General features: G+C 63.6%; 21 protein-coding genes. 14 read left to right on the top strand and 7 right to left on the bottom strand.

The features are described from left to right. Window positions 1-105 precede the first annotated feature (105 nt). The 4 genes from EN853_RS06845 (at window position 106) to EN853_RS06830 (ending at window position 4653) form a co-directional block, all read left to right on the top strand. The gene (locus tag EN853_RS06845) at window positions 106-1434 is read left to right on the top strand and encodes an aspartate aminotransferase family protein (protein WP_127858656.1); all 1329 of its coding nucleotides are present in this window, start codon (window positions 106-108) and stop codon (window positions 1432-1434) included. 70 nt (window positions 1435-1504) lie between these two features. Next, the gene (locus EN853_RS06840) at window positions 1505-2755 is read left to right on the top strand and encodes a Zn-dependent hydrolase (protein WP_127858657.1); all 1251 of its coding nucleotides are present in this window, start codon (window positions 1505-1507) and stop codon (window positions 2753-2755) included. A 66-nt stretch (window positions 2756-2821) separates the two neighbouring features. Next, entirely contained in the window at window positions 2822-4273 is a 1452-nt protein-coding gene (gene hydA / locus EN853_RS06835) for a dihydropyrimidinase (RefSeq protein ID WP_127858658.1), read from the top strand. 2 nt (window positions 4274-4275) lie between these two features. After that, window positions 4276-4653 (top strand): hypothetical protein, encoded by a 378-nt coding sequence (locus EN853_RS06830; RefSeq protein WP_127858659.1) that lies wholly within the window; start codon window positions 4276-4278, stop codon window positions 4651-4653. Between the two features lie 17 nt (window positions 4654-4670). On the opposite strand, the gene EN853_RS06825 is transcribed toward EN853_RS06830, so the two are convergent. After that, window positions 4671-5081, bottom strand: coding sequence for a cupin domain-containing protein (locus EN853_RS06825; protein WP_189343863.1), 411 nt, complete (start codon window positions 5079-5081; stop codon window positions 4671-4673). Between the two features lie 110 nt (window positions 5082-5191). Between EN853_RS06825 and EN853_RS06820 the strand changes: the two genes are divergently transcribed. From EN853_RS06820 to EN853_RS06805, 4 genes are read left to right on the top strand one after another with little or no spacing between them, the layout of a single operon-like run. Then, window positions 5192-5983 carry an ABC transporter ATP-binding protein gene (locus EN853_RS06820; protein WP_127858660.1) on the top strand — a complete coding sequence of 264 codons (792 nt, stop codon included), beginning with the start codon at window positions 5192-5194 and terminating at the stop codon, window positions 5981-5983. Between the two features lie 3 nt (window positions 5984-5986). Beyond that, a complete protein-coding gene (locus EN853_RS06815; protein WP_127858661.1) occupies window positions 5987-6865 on the top strand; it encodes an ABC transporter permease in 879 nt (292 codons plus the stop codon). Beyond that, complete coding sequence (locus tag EN853_RS06810) at window positions 6862-8016, top strand: ABC transporter permease (protein WP_127858662.1); 1155 nt, start codon at window positions 6862-6864, stop codon at window positions 8014-8016. The genes EN853_RS06815 and EN853_RS06810 overlap by 4 nt, the downstream gene beginning before the upstream one ends. Before the next feature lie 41 nt (window positions 8017-8057). Further along, window positions 8058-9029 (top strand): ABC transporter substrate-binding protein, encoded by a 972-nt coding sequence (locus EN853_RS06805; protein ID WP_127858663.1) that lies wholly within the window; start codon window positions 8058-8060, stop codon window positions 9027-9029. Window positions 9030-9065: 36 nt separating this feature from the next. Here EN853_RS06805 and EN853_RS06800 read toward each other — a convergent pair whose 3' ends face one another. Next, window positions 9066-9524: an Lrp/AsnC family transcriptional regulator gene (locus tag EN853_RS06800; RefSeq protein WP_126093047.1), complete on the bottom strand. Its 459-nt coding sequence runs from the start codon at window positions 9522-9524 to the stop codon at window positions 9066-9068. Window positions 9525-9648: 124 nt separating this feature from the next. On the opposite strand from EN853_RS06800, the gene EN853_RS06795 reads away from it, so the two are divergent. Then, window positions 9649-10932 carry a cystathionine gamma-synthase family protein gene (locus EN853_RS06795; RefSeq protein ID WP_127858664.1) on the top strand — a complete coding sequence of 428 codons (1284 nt, stop codon included), beginning with the start codon at window positions 9649-9651 and terminating at the stop codon, window positions 10930-10932. Window positions 10933-11092: 160 nt separating this feature from the next. Further along, entirely contained in the window at window positions 11093-11530 is a 438-nt protein-coding gene (locus EN853_RS06790) for a CHRD domain-containing protein (protein WP_127858665.1), read from the top strand. Between the two features lie 47 nt (window positions 11531-11577). Here EN853_RS06790 and EN853_RS06785 read toward each other — a convergent pair whose 3' ends face one another. From EN853_RS06785 to EN853_RS06775, 3 genes are all read right to left on the bottom strand, one after another. After that, window positions 11578-13227 carry a thiamine pyrophosphate-binding protein gene (locus EN853_RS06785; protein WP_127858666.1) on the bottom strand — a complete coding sequence of 550 codons (1650 nt, stop codon included), beginning with the start codon at window positions 13225-13227 and terminating at the stop codon, window positions 11578-11580. Continuing rightward, on the bottom strand, window positions 13224-14399 hold the full coding sequence (locus EN853_RS06780) for a CaiB/BaiF CoA-transferase family protein (protein ID WP_127858667.1): 1176 nt from the start codon (window positions 14397-14399) through the stop codon (window positions 13224-13226). The genes EN853_RS06785 and EN853_RS06780 overlap by 4 nt, the downstream gene beginning before the upstream one ends. Window positions 14400-14482: 83 nt before the next feature. Further along, a complete protein-coding gene (locus tag EN853_RS06775) occupies window positions 14483-15415 on the bottom strand; it encodes an alpha/beta hydrolase (protein WP_127858668.1) in 933 nt (310 codons plus the stop codon). A 190-nt stretch (window positions 15416-15605) separates the two neighbouring features. Here EN853_RS06775 and EN853_RS06770 point away from each other — a divergent pair, with 190 nt between their 5' ends. After that, a complete protein-coding gene (locus EN853_RS06770; RefSeq protein ID WP_127858669.1) occupies window positions 15606-16616 on the top strand; it encodes a ribonuclease in 1011 nt (336 codons plus the stop codon). A gap of 30 nt (window positions 16617-16646) precedes the next feature. Here EN853_RS06770 and EN853_RS06765 read toward each other — a convergent pair whose 3' ends face one another. Then, the gene (locus EN853_RS06765) at window positions 16647-17921 is read right to left on the bottom strand and encodes a GGDEF domain-containing protein (RefSeq protein ID WP_127858670.1); all 1275 of its coding nucleotides are present in this window, start codon (window positions 17919-17921) and stop codon (window positions 16647-16649) included. Window positions 17922-18187: 266 nt separating this feature from the next. Between EN853_RS06765 and ettA the strand changes: the two genes are divergently transcribed. The 3 genes from ettA (at window position 18188) to EN853_RS06750 (ending at window position 21910) form a co-directional block, all read left to right on the top strand. After that, the gene (gene ettA, locus EN853_RS06760; protein ID WP_127858671.1) at window positions 18188-19837 is read left to right on the top strand and encodes an energy-dependent translational throttle protein EttA; all 1650 of its coding nucleotides are present in this window, start codon (window positions 18188-18190) and stop codon (window positions 19835-19837) included. 38 nt (window positions 19838-19875) lie between these two features. After that, a complete protein-coding gene (gene tam / locus EN853_RS06755; RefSeq protein WP_127858672.1) occupies window positions 19876-20643 on the top strand; it encodes a trans-aconitate 2-methyltransferase in 768 nt (255 codons plus the stop codon). 145 nt (window positions 20644-20788) lie between these two features. Further along, window positions 20789-21910, top strand: coding sequence for a beta-ketoacyl-ACP synthase III (locus EN853_RS06750; RefSeq protein WP_127858673.1), 1122 nt, complete (start codon window positions 20789-20791; stop codon window positions 21908-21910). Window positions 21911-21915: 5 nt separating this feature from the next. Here EN853_RS06750 and EN853_RS06745 read toward each other — a convergent pair whose 3' ends face one another. After that, entirely contained in the window at window positions 21916-22482 is a 567-nt protein-coding gene (locus tag EN853_RS06745) for an isoprenylcysteine carboxylmethyltransferase family protein (RefSeq protein ID WP_127858674.1), read from the bottom strand. Window positions 22483-22521 lie beyond the last annotated feature (39 nt).

Genomic DNA, 22521 nt, shown 5'->3' with positions numbered 1-22521 from the left:
GGTGCTAACGTTTGTCCAATCGGTCAAAAATTTGCGTAGCACGAAAACGCAGCGAAGACCAAGCGTTGGCCTCACCGAAACAGGTTACAAGGGGAAGTCTTGGTCATGTCCAACCGGCTGAAAGTCACGCCGAACGATCTCAGCGCATTCTGGATGCCGTTCACGGCAAACCGGCAGTTCAAGCAGGCGCCGCGCATGTTCGTGTCCGCCAAAGACATGCATTACACGACCAGCGACGGCCGCAAGGTGCTCGACGGCACCGCCGGCTTGTGGTGCGTGAACGCCGGCCACTGCCGGCCGAAGATCACCGAGGCGATCCAGAGCCAGGCCGCCGAGCTCGACTATGCGCCGGCCTTCCAGATGGGCCACCCGATCGTGTTCGAGCTGGCGAACCGCCTGGTCGACATCGCGCCGAAGGGCATGGACCATGTCTTCTTCACCAATTCCGGCTCGGAATCGGTCGAAACCGCGCTGAAGATGGCGATCGCCTATCACCGCGTTCGCGGCGAGGGCTCGCGCACCCGGCTGATCGGCCGCGAGCGCGGCTATCACGGCGTCAATTTCGGCGGCATCTCGGTCGGCGGCATCGTCGCCAACCGCAAGATGTTCGGCACGTTGCTCGGCGGCGTCGACCATCTGCCGCACACGCACCTGCCGGAGAAGAACGCCTTCTCGAAGGGCGTGCCGGAGCATGGCGCGGAGCTGGCGAACGAGTTGGAACGCCTGGTAACCCTGCATGACGCTTCGACCATCGCGGCCGTCATCGTCGAGCCGGTGGCGGGCTCGACCGGTGTGATCCTGCCGCCAAAGGGCTATCTCGAGAGGCTGCGCGAGATCTGCACCAAGCACGGCATCCTGTTGATTTTCGACGAGGTCATCACCGGCTTCGGCCGTCTCGGCGCGCCGTTCGCGGCCGACTATTTCGGCGTTACGCCGGACATCATGACCACGGCCAAGGGCGTTTCCAACGGCGTCATCCCGATGGGCGCAGTGTTCGTCAAGAAGGAGATTCACGACGCCTTCATGACCGGCCCGGAGCACATGATCGAGTTCTTCCACGGCTATACCTATTCGGGCAATCCGATCGCCTGCGCAGCCGCGTTGGGCACGCTCGATACCTACAAGGACGAGGGCCTGCTCACCCGCGGCGAGGAGCTTGCGCCTTATTGGGAAGACGCGCTGCACTCGCTGAAGGGCGAGCCGCATGTCATCGACATCCGCAATATCGGCCTGATCGGCGCGATCGAACTGGCGCCGATCCCCGGCAGCCCGACCAAGCGGGCCTTCTCGGCCTTCGTCAAGGCATTCGAGCGCGGCGCGCTGATCCGCACCACCGGCGACATCATCGCGCTGTCGCCGCCGCTGATCATCACCAAGGGCCAGATCAACGAACTGATCGACCATGTCAGGGACGTTCTACGCTCGATAGACTAAACTGCATCGACCGATCGGGCGGCGTCGGGAACCGCCGCCCGATCGGAGACATGAAATGAGAGGACTTTGAATGGCTGCCCCCGGCGAGAATCTGCGAGTAAATTCAGACCGTTTGTGGGATTCCATCATGGAGATGGCGAAGATCGGCCCCGGCATTGCCGGCGGCAACAATCGCCAGACGCTCACCGATTCCGACAAGCAGGGCCGCGAGCTGTTCAAGTCCTGGTGCGACGAGGCCGGGCTCACCATGGGCGTGGACCAGATGGGCACCATGTTCATGACGCGCGCAGGCACCGAGCCGGACGCGCTGCCGGTCTATGTCGGCTCCCACCTCGATACCCAGCCGACCGGCGGCAAATATGACGGCGTCCTCGGCGTGCTCTCGGGCCTGGAGGTCGTGCGCTCGCTCAACGATCTCGGCATCAAGACCAAGCATCCGATCGTCGTCACCAACTGGACGAACGAGGAAGGCGCGCGCTTCGCGCCGGCCATGCTCGCCTCCGGCGTCTTCGCCGGCGTCCATACACAGGACTATGCCTATGCCCGCAAGGACCTCGACGGCCTGAGTTTCGGCGACGAGCTGAAGCGGATCGGCTGGGTCGGCGACGAGACGGTCGGCGCGCGCAAGATGCACGCCTATTTCGAGTACCATATCGAGCAGGGGCCGATCCTCGAAGCCGAGAACAAGCAGATCGGCGTGGTCACCCACTGCCAGGGCCTGTGGTGGCTGGAATTCACGTTGACCGGCAGGGAGGCGCATACCGGCTCGACGCCGATGAACATGCGCGTCAATGCCGGCCTTGCCATGGCGCGCATCCTGGAGATGGTGCAGACGGTCGCCATGGAAAACCAGCCCGGCGCCGTCGGCGGCGTCGGCCAGGTGAAGTTCTCGCCCAATTCGCGCAACGTCTTGCCGGGCACGGTGATCTTCACCGTCGACATCCGCTCGCCCGACCAGGCCAAGCTCGACGGCATGCGCGCCCGCATCGAGAAGGAAGCGCCGAAGATCTGCGAGCCGCTCGGCGTGAAATGCTCGGTCGAGGCGGTCGGCCATTTCGACCCGGTGACCTTCGATCCGACACTGGTCGGACGCGTGCGCACGGCTGCCGAGAAGCTCGGCTACAGCCACATGAACATCATTTCGGGCGCCGGCCACGACGCCTGCTGGGCGGCCAAGGTCGCGCCGGCGACCATGGTCATGTGCCCCTGCGTCGGCGGTCTCAGCCACAACGAGGCCGAGGACATCTCCAAGGAATGGGCGGCGGCCGGCGCCGACGTGCTTTTCCATGCGGTGGTCGAAACGGCGGGAATCGTCGAATGACCGATTAGATCCGTCACCTCGCTACACCGCTCGCAAAGAAGCGCGAAAAATCAGGGGAACCAGAGAATGACCAAAGTCATCAAGAACGGCACCATCGTCACCGCCGACCGGACATGGAAGGCCGACGTGGTGTTCAGCCATGGCAAGATCATCGCCATCGGCTCGGACCTGCACGGCGATCATGAGTTCGACGCCACCGGTTGCTACGTCATGCCGGGCGGCATCGATCCGCACACCCATCTCGAAATGCCTTTTATGGGCACCTATTCGGCCGACGACTTCGAATCCGGCACGCGGGCAGCACTCTCCGGCGGCACGACCATGGTGGTCGACTTCTGCCTGCCGGCGCCGCAGCAGTCGCTGCTGGAAGCACTGCAGATGTGGGACAACAAGACCTCGAAGGCTGCCTGCGACTATTCCTTCCACATGGCGATCACCTGGTGGGGCAAGCAGGTGTTCGACGAGATGGCGACCGTCGTCGACAGGGGCATCACCTCGTTCAAGCACTTCATGGCTTATAAGGGCGCATTGATGGTCGACGACGACGAGATGTACGCCTCGTTCCAGCGCTGCGCCGATCTCGGCGCGCTGCCCTTGGTTCACGCCGAGAATGGCGACGTGGTCGCGGCCCTTTCGCAGAAGCTGCTTGCCGCCGGCAACAACGGGCCGGAAGGCCACGCCTATTCGCGCCCGCCGGAGGTGGAAGGCGAAGCGACCAATCGCGCCATCATGATCGCCGACATGGCTGGCGTGCCGCTTTATGTCGTGCATGTCTCCTGCGAGCAGAGCCACGAGGCCATTCGCCGCGCGCGGCAGAAGGGCATGCGGGTTTTCGGCGAGCCGTTGATCCAGCATCTGACGCTCGACGAGACCGAATATTTCAACAAGGACTGGGACCATGCGGCGCGCCGCGTGATGAGCCCGCCCTTCCGCAGCAAATGGCATCAGGATTCGCTGTGGGCCGGCCTGCAGGCCGGATCGCTCCAGGTGGTAGCGACCGATCACTGCTCCTTCACCACCAAGCAGAAGCGCAACGGCATCGGCGACTTCACCAAGATTCCGAACGGCACCGGCGGGCTCGAGGACCGGCTGCCTGTGCTGTGGACCACAGGTGTCAACACCGGACGTCTCACGATGAACGAGTTCGTCGCCGTGACCTCGACCAACATCGCCAAGATCCTCAACATGTATCCGAAGAAGGGCGCGATCGTCGAAGGCGCGGATGCCGACATTGTCGTCTGGGACCCAAAGCGCAAGAAGACGATCTCGGCCAAGAAGCAGCAGTCGGTGATCGACTACAATGTCTTCGAAGGTTTCGAGGTGACCGGTCTGCCGCGCTTCGTCTTCTCGCGCGGCGAGCTATCGATCGAAGAGTCCGACATCAAGGCCAAGATCGGGCACGGCGAGTTCGTCGCTCGCGAGCCGAACGCCGCGGTCAACCGGGCACTGTCGACCTGGAAGGAGATCAGCGCACCACGCAAGGTGGAGCGCTCCGGCATTCCGGCGACGGGAGTTTGAGCGTGCGGGCTCCCTATCTTGCAATCGTGGCTGCCTCGCTGCTGACCGCAGGCTCGGCCTTTGCTGCCGGCATCGACCTCAGCAAGCCTTACGGCGACAAGTATGGCTGTATCAACAGGAATGGCCAGGAAGTCGCCGCCGATCAGATGCTGCTTCTGACCGACAAGGAGCTGATCACCGCGGCCAGCGCCTGCACCTTCAGCGATAAGCAGGCGCAGGCCGATGGTTCGCTTGTGGTGACAGCAAAATGTGAGGCGGAAGGCGAAGAGGGGCAGTCGCCGACAAAGTTCATCATCAAGCGCAGCAAAAAGAATGCGAAGAAGCTGGTGGTGACCGACCAGGACGGCAATGCAATGGGAGAAGTCTCCCGGTGCAAATGACGGCAGTCCCGTCGACCTCAGGCAACCAAGGCATCCAGTTCCGGCAGCAGGACAACGCTTTCCTGCTCGTTGGGATCGGTGCGGGCAATGACCGCCGAAGAGGGAGCGCCGCTCAGATTGGCGGGCAGGTGCGGCACGCCCGCCGGGATGTAGAAGAGATCGCCCGCCTTGACGACGATGTGGTGCTCGAGCCGATCGCCATACCAGGTGTGGACCTCGCCGGAGAGCACGTAGATCGCGGTCTCATGGTTCTCGTGCATATGCGCCTTGGCGCGGGCGCCGGGCGGCATGGTGAGGAGATGCATGCAGATGCCGGAGGAGCCGACGGTTTCGGCGGCAATGCCGGCGAAATAGCTCAGCCCCTGCTTGCCTTCATAAGTGCTTTCAGGGCGGATAAGATGACAGGTGGGTTTAGGCGACATCGGCAAGGCTCCGGGCGTCGATCGAGTGGGACAGGACGAGTGGAAAGCAACATCACCGCAAAAGCAACGGGATTTCATGCTGCGCGGCAGCGGCTGCGACAGGCAGGTTTCTGCCAATGAGCGGACAGTCGCCAGCCGTCGTATCGGCAAGCAAACTTGGCCTCACCTTCCAGACCAATGACGGTCCGGTGCAGGCACTGTCCAATGTCGACCTGACCATCGGCAAGGGCGAGTTCGTCTCCTTCATCGGCCCGTCCGGCTGCGGCAAGACGACCCTGCTGCGCGTCATCGCCGATCTCGAAAAGCCAACATCAGGAACGATCCTGGTCAATGGGATTTCGCCGGAGCAGGCGCGCGAGAAACGCGCCTATGGTTACGTCTTCCAGGCGGCCGCCCTGTTCCCGTGGCGCACGATCGAGCGCAATGTGGCGCTGCCGCTGGAGATCATCGGTCTCAGCCAGGCCGAGCAGGCGGAACGCATCAAGCGCACGCTGGAACTCGTCAACCTCTCCGGTTTCGAGAAGAAATATCCCTGGCAGCTTTCCGGCGGCATGCAGCAGCGCGCCTCGATCGCACGTGCGCTCGCTTTCGACGCCGATTTGCTCTTGATGGACGAGCCGTTCGGCGCGCTCGACGAGATCGTGCGCGACCATTTGAACGAACAGCTCCTCGATCTCTGGGACCGGACCAACAAGACGATCTGCTTCGTCACCCATTCGATCCCCGAGGCGGTCTACCTGTCGACGCGCATCGTCGTCATGTCGCCGCGGCCGGGCCGCGTCACCGACATCATCGAATCGACGCTGCCCAGGAAGCGGCCGCTCGACATCCGCGAGACGCCGGAATTCCTGGCGATCGCTGCGCGCGTGCGCGATGGCCTGCGGGCCGGCCATTCCTACGAGGACTGAGGAATGGACTCATTCCGTTCCAAGATCATCCCGGTGACCACCATCCTCGCTGGCGTGGTGGTGATATGGTACGTTTTCGCCGTCATCCTCAACGCGCCGTTCCAGCGCGACCTCGACCAGAGGGCCAACGAAACACCCGGCACCGTCGAATTCATCGGCAAGACGCTGTCGCAGCCGAAGCCGACGCTGCCGGCGCCGCACCAGGTGGCGGTGAACTTCTTCGAGAACACCTTCCTGCGGTCGATCACCTCGAACCGCAGCCTCGTCTACAATGCCTGGGTGACGCTGTCCTCGACGCTGCTCGGCTTTGCCTTCGGCACCGCGCTCGGCATCGTCATCGCCGTCGGCATCGTGCATGTGACGACGCTCGACCGCAGCCTGATGCCGTGGATCATCGCCTCGCAGACCATTCCGATCCTGGCGGTGGCGCCGATGATCATCGTGGTGCTGGCGGCGATCGGCGTCACCGGCCTTATCCCGAAGGCGCTGATCTCGACCTATCTCTCCTTCTTCCCGGTTGCCGTCGGCATGGTGAAGGGGCTGCGTTCGCCCGAGATCATGCATCTCGACCTGATGCACACCTATAATGCCAGCCGATCGCAGACCTTCTGGAAGCTGAGGGTCCCGGCATCGGTGCCGTTCCTGTTCACCTCGATGAAGGTGGCGGTGGCGGCGAGCCTGGTCGGCGCCATCGTCGGCGAGTTGCCGACCGGCGCGGTCGCCGGCATCGGCGCCAAGCTCTTGTCCGGCGCCTATTACAGCCAGACGATCGACATCTGGTCGGCGCTGGTCGCGGGCTCGGTGGTTGCCGCACTTCTGGTCATGGTGGTCGGCGTTGCCGGCCGCCTGGTCGACCGCGCCATGGGCGGGAGGCCGGCATGACCTGGTTGAAGCCATCCTTGCAGGCAGTGCTTGCCCTTCTGCTCTGCCTTATCGCTTTCGCGCTTGGCGCGATGTCGAAACCGGAAGCGGCGGCCTTGGCGCAGCCCACGGCGACCATTGCCTATCCTTACATGGGCGCGAAAGGCCTGATCATCGGGTTGCTGCTAATTGCAGCGCTGGTCTCGATGGCGAAGCTCACCTCGATTGTTGAAGCCATCATGCTGTTCGTCGGTGCTCATGCCGCCGCCTGGCTTCTCATCAAGGGCATAGCCGGTTTTGAAGGCACGGCGCTGGCGCCATATTTCTTGCTGCTTGCCGCTGCCTGGCTGCTTGCCTGGCGATGCGTTGCCTTGCTCTCCGCATTGCGTCCGAGCCAAAGCGTCGCAAGGAACGCGCTACGCCTGGTCATCCCGGCGATCTTCGGCGCCTGGATTCTGATCATCTGGGAAGCGGTGACGCGGGGCGCCGGAATTCCGTTCATCCTTTTGCCGCCGCCAAGCGCCATCGGCGCGCGCATTGCCAATTCGCTGCCGATCCTGGGGTCGGATGTGCGGCAGACGATCTTCAAGGCGGTGCTGGTCGGCTATGTCGTTGGCAATCTTGCGGGCTTCATCGTCGCCATCCTCGCCGACCGCGTGCCGTTCCTGCGGCGCGGGCTGCTGCCGATCGGCAACATGGTGTCGGCGCTGCCGATCATCGGCGTGGCACCCATTATGGTCATGTGGTTCGGCTTCGACTGGCCGTCCAAGGCGGCGGTCGTCATCATCATGACCTTCTTCCCGATGCTGGTGAACACGGTCGCCGGGCTCGCCGCCTCCGGCCATATGGAGCGCGACCTGATGCGCACTTATGCGTCGGGTTACTGGCCGACGCTTCTGAAGCTCAGGCTGCCGGCGGCAATGCCATTCATCTTCAACGCGCTGAAGATCAACTCGACGCTGGCGTTGATTGGCGCCATCGTCGCGGAGTTCTTCGGCACGCCTGTGGTGGGAATGGGATTCCGCATTTCGACGGAAGTCGGGCGGATGAACATCGACATGGTTTGGGCCGAAATCGCAGTTGCAGCACTGGCGGGTTCGGTCTTTTATGGCGTGGTCGCTCTTGTCGAGAGAGCCGTCACGTTTTGGCATCCCTCTGTCCGTGGTGGATAGGGGCGGTGGGTCTAAGGGTGCTAACTTCAGAGGGTAAAAACATGAAAAGACTGGTAATTTCTGCTTTGGCCGGGGCGATGTCGCTGGCCGCTTTCCAGGCGATGGCGGCCGACAAGGTGACGCTGCAGCTGAAATGGGTCACGCAGGCCCAGTTCGCCGGCTACTACGTCGCCAAGGCCAAGGGCTTTTATGACGCCGAAGGCCTCGATGTCGACATCAAGCCGGGCGGTCCCGACATCGCGCCCGAGCAGGTGATCGCCGGCGGCGGCGCCGATGTCATCGTCGACTGGATGGGCGGCGCGCTCGCCGCGCGCGAGAAGGGCGTGCCGCTGGTCAACATCGCCCAGCCTTTCAAGAAGGCCGGCATGGAGTTGGTCTGCCCGAAGGACGGCCCGATCAAGACCGAAGCAGATTTCAAGGGCCACACGCTTGGCGTCTGGTTCTTCGGCAACGAATATCCGTTCTACGCCTGGATGAACAAGCTCGGCCTCAAGACCGAGGGCGGGCCTGACGGCGTCACCGTGCTCAAGCAGAGCTTCGACGTGCAGCCGCTGATCCAGAAGCAGGCGGACTGCATCTCGGTCATGACCTACAACGAGTACTGGCAGCTGATCGACGCCGGCTACAAGCCGGAGCAGCTCACCGTGTTCAACTATTCGGCCATGGGCAACGATCTGCTCGAGGACGGACTCTATGCGCTGGAGGACAAGCTCAAGGATCCTGCCTTCGCCGACAAGATGGTGCGCTTCGTGCGCGCCTCGATGAAGGGCTGGAAATACGCCGTCGACAATTCGGATGAGGCGGCCGGCATCGTCATGGACAATGGCGGCCAGGACGAGAACCACCAGAAGCGCATGATGGGCGAAGTCGCCAAGCTGATCGACAATGCCGACGGCAAGCTCGATCCGGCCACCTACGAGCGCACCGCCAAGGCGCTGCTCGACCAGAAGATCATCGCCAAGGAGCCCACCGGCGCCTACACCACGGCGATCACCGACAAGGCGATCAAGTAGGCTATCACGCACTATTCTGATCTTGAGAACGGCGCCTTAGAGGCGCCGTTCCTTTATGGTGTTCATGACGAAGCTGGTCTCGATCGAGGCGACGCATTTCAGCCGAGCGATCTTTTCCTTGATGAAGCGCTCGTACTGTTCGAGGCTTCCTGCCACCACCTTCAGCACATAGTCGCGCGAGCCGGTGACGAGGTGGCATTCCAGGACTTCTTCCCAGCCGCGGATCGCTTCCTCGAACATGACGATCTCGTCTTCGTTTTGACGGCTGAGCCGGATGGTGGCGATGGCAACCATGCCCCATCCGAAAGCGGCCGGATCGACCAGCGCGGTGTAGCCCCTGATAACACCGGCTTCCTCCAGCCGGCGCACGCGCCTCAGGCAGGGTGACGGCGACAGACCGATCCGCTCGGCAAGCTCATTGTTGGTGATGCGGGCGTCGGCCTGCAGTTCACGCAGGATCTTGCGGTCGAAATCGTCGGCTATCTTCTGCTGCACTTTCGGTCTCTCCAGGCAATTCATTGCGAGAACGCAGCCATGGGAGCCCGAAAATAGCAAGGACTGCATGAATGGGATCGCATAAATTGCGGAGCGATACTCCTCGAAAAAGCAGGAAAAGCCCATGACCGCGCCGCGCCCTTCGAAAACCCATATCGGCAACCACAAGCTCCACCCGGAGACGCTGATGCTGAGCTACGGCTTCGATCCGCAGCTTTCGGAGGGCGCCGTCAAGCCGCCGGTGTTCCTCACCTCGACCTTCGTGTTCAAATCGGCGGAAGAGGGACGCGACTTCTTCGACTATACCTCCGGCCGCAAGGAGCCTCCGAGCGGCACGGCTTCCGGTCTGGTCTATTCGCGCTTCAACCACCCCAACAGCGAGATCGTCGAGGACCGGCTTGCGATCTATGAGGGGACGGACGCCTGCATCCTGTTCTCGTCCGGCATGTCGGCGATCGCGACGACACTTTTCGCATATGCCCGCCCGGGCGACGTCATCCTGCATTCGCAGCCGCTCTATGGCGGCACCGAGACGCTTCTGACACGCACGCTCGCCGGCTTCGGCATCGAGGCTGTCGGCTTCGCGGACGGCGTCGACGAGGCGGCGGTGCGCGCGGCCGCGGACGCCGCCGCCGGCAAGGGCCGCGTGTCGGTCATCCTGATCGAGACACCGTCAAATCCGACCAACAGTCTTGTCGACATTGCGCTGATGCGGAGGATCGCCGACGAGATCGGCGTCCGGCAAGGAACGACGCCGATCATCGTCTGCGACAACACCTTGCTCGGCCCGGTATTCCAGAGGCCCATCGAACACGGCGCCGATGTTTCGGTCTATTCGCTGACCAAATATGTCGGCGGCCATTCCGACCTGATCGCGGGTGCCGCCATGGGCGGCAAGGCGGTGACCAAGCCGATCAAGGCGCTGCGCGGCGCGATCGGCACCCAACTCGACCCGCATTCCTGCTGGATGCTCGGCCGCTCGCTTGAGACGCTGTCGATCCGCATGGAGCGGGCGAACGACAACGCCCGCCTCGTCGCTGAATTCCTGCGCGACCATCCCAAGGTCGAGAAGGTGCACTATCTGCCGTTCGTGGGCGAGGACACCCCTGCGGGTCGCACTTACCGGGCGCAATGCAGCGGCGCCGGCTCGACGTTCTCCTTCGACATTCGCGGCGGGCAGAAGGCGGCCTTCACCTTTCTCAACAGCCTGCAGATCTTCAAGCTGGCGGTAAGCCTCGGCGGAACGGAATCGCTGGCCAGCCATCCGGCGGCCATGACCCATTCCGGCATTCCCTACGACGTGCGCCAGCGCATCGGCGTGCTTGAGACCACGGTCAGACTGTCTATCGGTGTCGAGCACCCGGATGATCTGATCGCCGATCTGGCGCAGGCGCTGGCGGCCGTCTGATCATTGTCTTCGTGGAATCCAGAAAGGGCGGGCGACCACCCTTTTGTTTGGTGTCGGTAAAATATGCGTGTGTCGGGATACATTGTGCCGCTCAGCCGTTGCAGTGGTGCATCCGCGCGCCGGGGAGTCGCGGCGGAGCTGTACTCAACGGAGGTTCTTCATGCGCATCCAATCCTTGCCACTGCTTTCGGCGTTCGCCGTCTCAACGGCCCTGCTGTTAGCATCGCCGGTCATGGCCGATACCGTAAAATACAAGGCGACGCTCGACGGCACCCAGCAGAGCCCGCCTGTCACCACCAAGGGCAAGGGGACTGCCACATTCACCTTCGACACCGCCACGAAGAAGCTCAGCTGGAATGTGAAATATTCCGGCCTCAGCGGGCCGGCGGTAGCCGCTCACATTCATGGTCCGGCCGCCGCGGGTCAAAGCGCGCCACCGGTCATCCCGTTCAAGAAGCTCAAGAGCCCGATCAAAGGATCGGCGACGCTGACTGACGCGCAGGCGGCCGACCTTGAGGCCGGCAAGTACTACGTCAACGTCCACACCGCAGCCAACAAGGATGGCGAGATCCGGGGGCAGATCGAGAAGGCGATGTAGCGCAATCGCGACGAAGGGGGCGGTGTACCGCCCCATTCGCGTGTCGGTCAGTTCTTGTCGCGGATCTGGGTCAGCGTGCGGGTCGGCGTGATCGCTTCGGGATCGAGCCTGATCTCGACGATCGCCGGCTTGCCGCTGGCGCGCGCGCGCTCGAAGGCCGGCGCGAAGTCCTCGGTCTTCTCCACCGTCTCGCCATGGCCTCCATAGGAACGGGCAAGCGCAGCAAAGTCCGGGTTCTTGAGGTCGGTGGCGACGACGCGGTTTGGATATTCGCGCTCCTGATGCATGCGGATCGTGCCGTAGATGCCGTTGTTGACCACGACGACGATGATCGGCAGGCCGTATTGCACGGCGGTCGCGAATTCCTGCCCGTTCATCAGGAAGCAGCCGTCGCCGGCAAAGGCAACCACGGTGCGATCCGGGTACAGCGCCTTGGCGGCGACCGCCGCCGGGGTGCCGTAGCCCATCGAGCCCGAGGTGGGCGCTGCCTGCGTGCCGAAGCGGCGGGAGCGGTGGAAGCGATGCACCCAGGTGGCGTAATTGCCGGCGCCGTTGGTAAGGATGGCATCCTCCGGCAGCGTCTTTTCCAAATAGTTCATGATCGGCCCCATCTGGACGGCGCCGGGGCCGGTCTCAGGCGGTGTCGACCATTCGAGGTAGGCGGCATGTGCCTTCGCCGTCTCCGCTGCCCAGGCGGGCGTGCCGGCAGGCTTGCGCTTGGCGAAGGCCGCGACGAAGGCTGAAGGCGAAGCGTTGATCGCCAGCGTCGGCCGATAGACGCGGCCGAGCTCGCCGGCATCGGCATGAACATGCACAAGCGCCTGGTCGGGGTAGGGGCTCTTCAGCAGCGTGTAGTCGGAGGACGGCATCTCGCCCATGCGGCCGCCGACAAGCAGCACGACGTCGGCAGCTTTGATCTGCGCCGCCAGCTTCGGGTTGATGCCGATGCCGACATCGCCGGCGTAGTTCTGATGAAGATGGTCGAACAGCATCTGGCGGCGGAAGGAGCAGCCAACAGGAAGCGACCATGTCTCGGCGATCGTGCGCATCCGCGCCACCGCTTCCTCGTCCCAGCGCGTGCCGCCAAGGATGACGAACGGGCGCTCGGCACTGCTAAGCAGCATTTCCAGCGCGTCGAGCTCGGCTTCGCCAGGGCGCGTCTCGACCGGCGTGTGCGGAAGGGCTTGCGGCGCCTCGACTTCGCTTGTCAGCATGTCTTCCGGCAGCGAGACGACGACAGGGCCAGGGCGGCCCGATGTCGCCACGGCGAATGCCCGGGTGACGAATTCCGGAATGCGCGAGGCATCGTCGATCTCGACCACCCATTTGGCGATGTCTCCGAAGAAGCGCTCGTAGTCCACCTCCTGGAAAGCTTCGCGCTCCTTGGCGTGGCTAGCGACCTGGCCGATGAACAGGATCAGCGGCACCGAATCCTGCATGGCGATGTGGACGCCGGCCGAGGCGTTGGTGGCGCCGGGACCGCGGGTGACGAAGCAGATGCCGGGCTTGCCGGTCAGGCGCCCCTGGCAGTCAGCCATCATCGCGGCACCGCCTTCCTGGCGGCAGACGATGGTGCGGATCGATGAATCATGCAGCGCGTCGAGCACCGCGAGATAGGATTCGCCAGGTACGCAGAAGATGCGGTCGGTGCCGTTCGCTTCCAGCGCCTCGACGATCAGTTGTCCGCCGGTCTTCATTTTGCTGATCTCTCCAGTTCGGCAAGGATTTCCTCGGTGTGCTCGCCGAGACGCGGCGAGGGGCGCTCGTAGACGAGCGGCGTGCCTGACATCACCATCGGCGCGCGAACCGAAGGCAGAAGGTTGCCGTGACCGTCGTCGAGGTCGAGCCGCATGCCGCGCGCGATCGTCTGCGGGTCGGCGAACATCTGGCCGATCGTGTTGATCGGGCTCGCCGGCACGCTGGCCGCTTCGAGCTTCGCCAGCAGCGGGTCGCGATCCCAGATTTTCAGTTTCTCGATGATCAACTCGCGCAATTTCGCGCGGTTGGCGACACGTGCCGGGTTGGTGGCGAAATCCGGGTTGGCGGGCAGATCGGTCAGACCGACCACGGCGCAGAACTTGCCGAATTGGCCGTCATTGCCGACGGCCAGGATGATGTGGCCGTCCTTCACCGGCAGCACCTCGTAAGGCGCGATGTTCATATGCGCATTGCCCATCTGCACCGGCGACTTGCCGGAGACCAGATAGTTGAGGTTCTGGTTGCCGAGCGCCGAGATCTGGCTGTCGAAAAGCGCCATGTCGATGTGCTGGCCTTCGCCGGTCTTTTCCGCATGGCGAAGCGCCGCCTGGATGGCGATTACCGAATAGAGACCGGTGAACAGGTCGGAGATGGCGACGCCCGCCTTCTGCGGCTCGCGGCCGGCCTCGCCAGTGATCGACATCATGCCCGCCATAGCCTGGATGATGAAATCGTAGCCCGCGCGCGGCGCGTAGGGGCCATCCTGGCCAAACCCGGTGATCGAGCAATAGACGAGGCGCGGATTGATCTTCCTCAGGCTCTCATAGTCGAGCCCGTATTTCTTCAGGCCGCCGAGCTTGAAGTTCTCGATCAGCACGTCCGCGGTGGCGACGAGACGACGGAGCGTGTCGGCGCCCTCGGGCTTGGAGAAATCGATGGCGATCGAGCGCTTGCCGCGATTGCAGGAATGATAGTAGGCGGCCGACAGGTTCTCGCCCTCATGGCTCATGACGAAGGGCGGGCCCCATTTGCGGGTGTCGTCGCCGCCGTCCGGGCTCTCGACCTTGATGACATCGGCGCCGAGATCGGCGAGCAACTGCCCGGCCCAGGGGCCTGCCAGGATGCGGGCGAGTTCGATAACGCGGATGCCTTTCAGCGGGGGTTCGGCCATGGATCACCGTGATGGGGTCGAAAGCGCAGCCTCTATCAATAGCAGCCGCCCCTGTCACGGCCCTTGCAGTGGGCCACGCCAGGTCAGGATTTGAGCACGCTGTTGGCCCAGGCAGCAAAATCGTTCATCACGATGTCCCGGTTGACCTCGTTCAGGCTTTCGTGGCGGGTGTCGGCGTAAACCTTTGAAACCAGATTCGAAAAGCCCATCCTGTCCATGCGCCGGGCGAGGTGGCTGACCGCCTTGCCATAGTCCGAGGCCGGATCCTTCTCGCCGCCGACCAGGTTGACGGGGAGGTCCTGGCGCACGCCGGCAAAGCTGGCATCCTTGCCGGCGTGGAGCGCCATCTGGACCACATCGCGCCACATCGAGATGGAGGCATCCCACCCGCAGAGCGGGTCGGCGATGTATTTGTCGACCTCGGCCGGGTCGCGCGACAGCCAGTCGAACAAGGTCCGATGGTTGGGCACGGCCTTGCCCCAGGCCTGGAAGGTCAGCCTCGGCAGCAGGCGCGACGGCACGTCGGAGCCCAGCCGCATGCGCTCCCAGCCGAGGATGCCCAGCGCCAGCTGGCCGAGCAACCCTTGCGCAAAATTACCGTTCCAGATGGCGGCAGCATGGACGCGCCCGGAATGGCGCAGGACAAAATTCAGCGCGATCGACGCGCCGAGCGAGTGGCCGAAAACGATGACCGGCAGTCCCGGATGCTCGGCGGCGATCAGGTCGTGGACGGCATCGACATCGGCGATCACCTTGGCGATGCCATCGATATTGGCGAACCTGCCAAGCGGCGCGTCGGGCGCCTTTGTCGCGCCATGGCCGCGATGGTCATGGGCGTAGACGTGGAAGCCGCGGTCCGCAAGGAAATCCGCGAAGCGGGCATAGCGCGCCGAATGCTCGGCCAGGCCGTGGTTGATCTGGACGACGGCGCGCGGACGCTCGTCGGCGTGTTTTACATAGAGATTGAGTTCGGCTCCGGTCGGCGACCTCGCGACGCGCTGTTCGTTGAATGACATGCTTCCCCTCCCAGGCGCTTTCGCGCTTGTCGGGATTGTTTGCGCTGGCGACGGTTTTGCGTCAATGCGGCGCGAAGAGTTTTGCGTTGATGGCTGCTGATCGCTCTTGTCACGCGGCGCGCGTCATCGCAATTCTGACATGGATAAAACGGCAGTGTGTGCTGCAGCATCTTTCAGCCAGGGCATGATCATGCGGACAGGTTTTGCTTTCTTATTGGCGCTGGCCATCTCGGCGCTGACTGGCGCGGCGCATGCCGACGTGAAGATGAGCGGAAGCTTCGTTGCCGATAGTGCCTGTCCGGCGACGCAAGCGATCAAGAGCAGCAAGAACCCCGGCAACGTGTCCACCGAGGCAGGACAGAGCTATCAGCTTTTGGCCGGCAACAAGGACGAGCCCACGCACTACCTCATCCAGGTTCCGGGCGCCGATCCGGAGCGGCGCTGGGTGAAGATCAGTTGCGGCCATGTTACGGGCGGCAGTGCGGCGACCACGCCGGCGCCCGCCGGCCAGACCAAGCCGTCGCAGCCTGCTCCCGGCAAGCCTGAATATGTCTTCGCGCTGAGCTGGCAGCCGGCCTTCTGCGAGACCAAGGCCAGCAAGCCCGAATGCAAGGCGCAGAATCCCAATGAGTTCGACGCTTCGCACTTCACTCTGCATGGGCTGTGGCCGCAGCCGAACGGCAATTTCTATTGCCAGGTCCCGGCAAGCGACAAGGCCAACGACAATCCGGCGCATTGGGGGGATCTGCCGCCCGTCAACCTCGACGCCAGCACGCGCGCCGAGCTTGACCAGGTGATGCCGGGCACGGCTTCCAAGCTCGAGCGGCACGAATGGATCAAGCACGGCACCTGCTACGGCAAGGACCAGCAGAAGTATTTCTCCGACGCGCTCAATCTGATGCGCGAGGTGAACGCCTCGCAGGTGCGCGATCTCTTCACCAAGAACATCGGCAAGCAGCTGACGTCGCAACAGATCCGCGACGCCTTCGACAAGGCCTTCGGCGCCGGCGCCGGCGACCGCGTGCGCGTCTCTTGCCTGGTCGATCCGTCGGGCGGCAGGCGGCTGATCGGCGAATTGACGCTCGGCCTCTCCGGTCCGATCGGTCCCGACAGCAAGCTCGCCGACCTGCTCATGGCCTCAGCGCCGACTGGCAAGGCCGGCTGTCCGAAGGGCACGGTCGATGCGATCGGATTCCAGTGAGGGCAGGCCGGCAGCCGGGTTTGCTGTCGATCAGGCGGTCTTCGGGGTTGCCTCGCGGATGACATCAGTGCCGGGCTCGCCGACCACGCGATCGCGGCCGCTCGACTTGGCCTTGTAGAGGCGCTGGTCGGCAAGTGCGAAGATGTCGGCCAGGCAGCGTGTCGTCTCGCCGACCGTGGAGACGCCGGCGCTCACCGTGATGTTGAAGCGCCTGGTGTGGGCGGAAGTCTTGACCGCGTTCCTGATGCCTTCGCCGAGCAGCCTTGCCAGCGCGTGCGGCTGTGGGCACAGGATCGCGAACTCCTCGCCGCCGATCCTGAACACCTGGTTTTCGCTGCCGGCCGTCTCGATCAGCGCTGCGGCAACCGATTTCAGCACCTTGTCGCCCTCGGCATGGCCGAACCGGTCGTTTATCGACTTGAAATGGTCGACATCGACGATGAGCAGGCTGAGCGGCTTAGCGGTCCTGATACCCGCCGCGACAGCCGCCTCGCCCTCGGTATCGAAACTGCCGCGGTGCAGCAGGCCGGTCAGCCCGTCGCGGCCGACATGCTTGACCAGCGCCTCGTAACGTTCGCGATAGGTGAGGGTGTCGAATATGTCCGAGAGGCCGCGCGGCAGCCCGACATCGTGATCCTCGACCCACCTTAGATAGGCGACAAGCATGCCGCTGTAGGCGAGCGCCGCGGCCATCTTGGCAAACCAGCCGCCGAAGAAGACCTCGATCGGCGCGCCGGCGACGAAATGCAGAGCGGTGAAGAAGCCAGCCTGGTCGAATGTCAGCACGCAGGCGACGGAGGCAAGAATACGGGTGAAAGGCAGGTGGCGCAGATAGGCGCCGAGTTTCTCGTAGAGCAGGATCATCAGGATGGCATCGACGAAGAGCAGCGAGGTGCCCCACACCATCAGCCAGCCCATCTCGTCGATGAAGCCGATGTCGGGGACCCGGCCGTCGGCAAGCGGTGAAATCGCGTGCAGCCGCAGGACCAGCACAAGTGCGATCAGCAAGCCATTGCCGAGCAGCAGGCCGTAGATCGGCTGACGGACGGTCGCCGCATCCTCCTTGATGTAGAGCAGGAGCAGCATCGCCAGCTTTCCGGAAAACATCACGGCCGAGCCCGGCGAGACCATGCCGAAGGGCAGCGCGACGTAGAAGACGCTGGCGAGATAGGTTTCAAGGAAGTGCATGACGCCGAGAGCGCAGACGAACACGCCGAGCCCGATCCGGCGCCGGAAGCGGAAGAGCGTGACCATGGCGCCGAAATAGAGAACCGCTTCGGCAAGGAGCAGGACAGCGTTCAGCACCACGTCGATCCGATCTTTCCCGAAATCGCGCCCTCATGCGATTTGCTCAACCTGCCTTCGTTTTGACGCCGAATGGTTAACCGCAGCTTTCGTTCGGCCGGAACGGGACGAGGAAAAGATCGATACCTGAGACCGATGCTTCAGCCCGGCGCAAGCTCCGGGACAAATTGCGGCATGCCGAAAGCGATTGCCGTTCGGCGCTTCATCGCCTACATAGCGCGCAACCCCCATCCAACCTGACACCTCAGTTTCCAGGGAAAGCGCGCGTGGCACGCCAGTTCATCTATCACATGTCCGGCCTGTCGAAGGCCTACGGCACCAAGAAGGTGCTCGATAACATCCACCTGTCCTTCTACCCGGACGCCAAGATCGGCATTCTCGGCCCCAACGGCTCGGGCAAGTCGACGATCCTGCGCATCATGGCCGGGCTCGACAAGGAGTATCAGGGCGAGGCGTGGCTGGCCGAGGGCGCGACCGTTGGCTATCTCGCGCAGGAGCCGCAGCTCGACAACAGCAAGACCGTGCGCGAAAACGTCATGGAGGGCGTCGCCAGGAAGACCGCCATCATCGAGCGCTACAACGAGCTGATGATGAACTATTCCGACGAGACGGCGGACGAGTCCGCCAAGCTCCAGGACGAGATGGATCGCCTCAATCTTTGGGATCTCGAACAGCAGGTCGAGATGGCGATGGACGCGCTGCAGTGCCCTCCGGCCGATTCCGAGGTGACCAACCTGTCGGGCGGCGAGCGCCGCCGCGTGGCGCTCTGCCGGCTGCTGCTGGAGCAGCCCGATCTCTTGCTGCTCGACGAGCCGACCAACCATCTCGACGCTGAGACCACGCAATGGCTGGAAAAGCATCTGCGCGACTATCCGGGCTCGGTGCTGATCATCACCCACGACCGCTACTTCCTCGACAACGTCACCGGCTGGATCCTCGAGCTCGACCGCGGCCGCGGCATCCCCTACGAGGGCAACTACACCAAATATCTCGACGCCAAGGCCAAGCGCCTGATCCAGGAAGGCCGCGAGGACGACGCCCGCCAGAAGGCGATTTGGCGCGAACGCGAATGGATCCAGTCCTCGCCGAAGGCGCGCCAGACCAAGTCCAAGGCGCGTATCAAGGCCTATGAGGAACTGGTCGAGCAGTCGCAGAACCGCAAGCCGACCGACACGCAGATCGTCATCCCGTCGAGCGAGCGCCTCGGCAACGTCGTCATCGAGGTCGAGGGCCTCAACAAGGGCTTTGGCGACGAGCTGCTGATCGAGGACCTGTCGTTCAAGCTGCCCCCGGGCGGCATCGTCGGTGTCATCGGCCCGAACGGCGCCGGCAAGACGACGCTGTTCAAAATGATCACCGGTCAGGAAACGCCGGATGCCGGCTCGATCCGCAAGGGCGAGACCGTGAGGCTCGGCTATGTCGACCAGAGCCGCGACGCGCTCGATGCGAACAAGACGGTGTGGGAAGAGATCTCCGGCGGCGCCGAGGTCATCAAGCTCGGCAAGCACGAGGTCAACAGCCGCGCTTACTGCTCGTCGTTCAACTTCCGCGGCGGCGACCAGCAGCAGAAGGTCGGCAACCTTTCGGGCGGCCAGCGCAACCGCGTCCATCTGGCCAAGATGCTCAAAGGGGGCGGCAACGTGCTGCTGCTCGACGAACCGACCAACGACCTCGATACCGAAACGCTGAGCGCGCTGGAAGATGCGCTCGAAGCCTATGCCGGCTGCGCGGTCATCATAAGCCACGACCGCATGTTCCTCGACCGAATGGCGACCCATATGCTTGCCTTCGAGGGCGACGCGCATGTCGAATGGTTCGAGGGCAACTTTGAGGAATATGAGAAGGACAAGCTTCGCCGCCTGGGCGCCGAAGCGGCGACCCCGCACCGCATGACGCACAAGCGGCTGACGCGGTAAGGGATTAACCCGGGGCGGCGAACACGCGAGGTTCTGAAATGGCTGACTGGTCCGCCGCCCAATATCTGAAGTTCGAGGACGAGCGCACGCGCCCCGCGCGGGACCTGGCGGCACAGGTCCCAGTCGATTTCCCACGCCGCGTTGTCGATATCGGCTGTGGTCCGGGCAATTCGACCGAGCTTCTGGTCGAACGTTGGCCGGATGCCGAGGTCAGCGGCTTCGACACTTCGCCGGACATGATCGAGAAGGCGAGGGCGCGGCTGCCCAACGTCAATTTCACGCTCGCGGACGCTTCCGCCTGGCAGCCCGAGCATCCGGTCGACGTCATCTTCGCCAACGCCGTCTTTCAGTGGCTGCCGGAGCATCCGGCGGTGTTCCAGCGGCTGATGGGGTTGCTCGCGCCGGGCGGCGCCTTGGCCATCCAGATGCCCGACAATCTCGGCGAACCCTCGCACCGGCTGATGCGCGAGGCGGCGGCCGAGATGCCGTTTTCGGCCAAGCTCGAGGGCGCCGCCCGCGCGCCGCTGCCGCCGGTTTCCTTCTACTATGATCTTTTGTCGCCGCTCGCCGACCGCGTGGATATCTGGCACACGATCTACAACCATCCGCTGGCCGACGCCGAAGCGATCGTCGAATGGGTGAAGGCGACAGGGCTGAAGCCGTTTCTCGATCCGCTCGACGCGGATGAGAAGAAGGCATTCCTCGACAGCTATACCGCGAAGATCGCAAAGGCCTATCCGAAGACGGCAAACGGCAAGGTGCTGCTGCATTTTCCGCGGATCTTCATAATCGCCAAGCGGGCTTGACCGGCTGCCGCTCAATTCGTCGCGATAACTGGGGCCAGCGGCGGTTTAAGCTGGCATAAACCTGCCGAATGCGACAAGGGTTGCGCCGGGCCGTGTCCGCGCCCACATCAGAGCCCGCAACGCCCGTGCCTGGGACGGATTGGACATGCATCGCGTCATCATCAGCGGCATCGGCGCCGAAATTCCTGAACCCGTCATCACCAACGAGGAGCTGGTCGAGAGCTTCAACAGCTGGGTCGATTCCGAGAATGCGCGCCGCGCCGAGACGGGTGACACGCTGCTGCAGAAGTCGGACAGCGACTTCATTGTCCATGCGTCGGGCGTGCAGACCCGCCATGTGATCGAGCGCGAAGGCATCCTCGACCCGACCCGCATGGCGCCCCGCATCCCGGAACGGGCGGACGATGCGCTGTCGCTAGAGGCGGAGTTTGGCATCGCTTCAGCCAGAAAGGCGATGGCCCATGCCGGCGTGGCAGCGTCGGATATCGACCTGGTAATTTGCTCGGCCTCGCACCATCAGCGGCCTTATCCGGCGATCGCCATCGAGATGCAGGAGGCGCTTGGCACCAAGGGTGCGGGCTTCGACATGGGGCTGGGCTGCTCTTCCGCCGCGGCCGCGCTGCATATCGCGGTCAATCTGGTCAGGGCGGGGGCGCATAGGCGCATCCTGGTTTCGACGCCCGAAATCATCACCGGCCATCTCAATTTTCGCGACCGGCAGACGCATTTCATCTTCGGCGACGCTTCGGTCGCGATGATCGTCGAGGGGTTGAACCAGGGCGAGAAGCGGCCGGGACGCTTCGAGGTGCTCGACACGCGCACCTGGACGCAATTGTCGAACAACATCCGCACCAATCTCGGCTATCACACCCGTACTGCCCAGGACGATCCCTACATGATCAATCTGGAGGGCAACCTCATCAAGCAGGTCGGCAACAAGGTGTTCAAGGAAGTCACCGTCGCCGGGCACAAATTCATCGTCGAATTCCTGGCCGAGCATGGGCTGACGCCACAGGGCATCCGTCGCTTCTGGCTGCATCAGGCCAATGCGCGCATGAACGCGATGATCCTCAAGCTCGCTTTCGGCCATGATGTCGACCACGACCGCGCGCCGATGGTGCTGGAACGGCTCGGCAATACGGCGGGCGCCGGCGCGATCGTGGCGCTGTCGGAAAACCATGCCGACATGAAGGCCGGCGATTTCGGCCTGCTCTGCGCCTTCGGCGCCGGGTATTCGATCGGCGGCGCGTTGCTCAGAATGCTGTAGCCGGTTCAGACCGGCGCGAAGGGCACCAGCATCGGCACGCGCCTGGCATAGTCGTCATAGGCAGGACCGAGTTCGCCGCGCAGGAAGCTCTCTTCCAGCCTGGCTTTGACGATGATGCCGACAAGCAGGAAAGCGGCGCCGGCAATGCCCCAGACCGTGCCTTTGGCCGCCATTGTGGCGAGGATCGAAAGCAGCAGGCCGGTATAGATCGGATGCCGCACCAGGCCATAGGGGCCGGTGTCGACGACACGGTGACCGGCCTTGGCGGTGATGGTGCCGGACCAGAGCCGGCGTAGATGCAGCCGCGCCCACCAGGAGAAGACGAGACCGATCGCGATCAGGGTGACGCAGATCCAGGCTTCGGCCAGGTTGGGCATCCAGAGCCGAAGCCGGCCGACATAACCATGCGCCGGGACAAACAGCAGGATCGTGCCGATGGCCCACAAGATGCGATAGCGGGCCTCGGCCAGAAAGCCGGCGCGCTTCTGTACCGGGTCGGCCCACAGCGCGGCTACGAGCCAGGACACGACCCAGATCAGCCAGAGCGCGGCGATTGCGGGACCGGGTTGCATTTGGATACCTCTTGCCGGGAGCCACTATCCGGTCGATGA

Origin of the sequence: Mesorhizobium sp. M1C.F.Ca.ET.210.01.1.1 (assembly GCF_004791585.1) — a bacterium.
Taxonomy (GTDB): Bacteria; Pseudomonadota; Alphaproteobacteria; order Rhizobiales; family Rhizobiaceae; genus Mesorhizobium.
The sequence above is the reverse complement of the archived record's forward strand: the minus strand, read 5'-3'. Positions and strand labels throughout refer to the sequence as shown.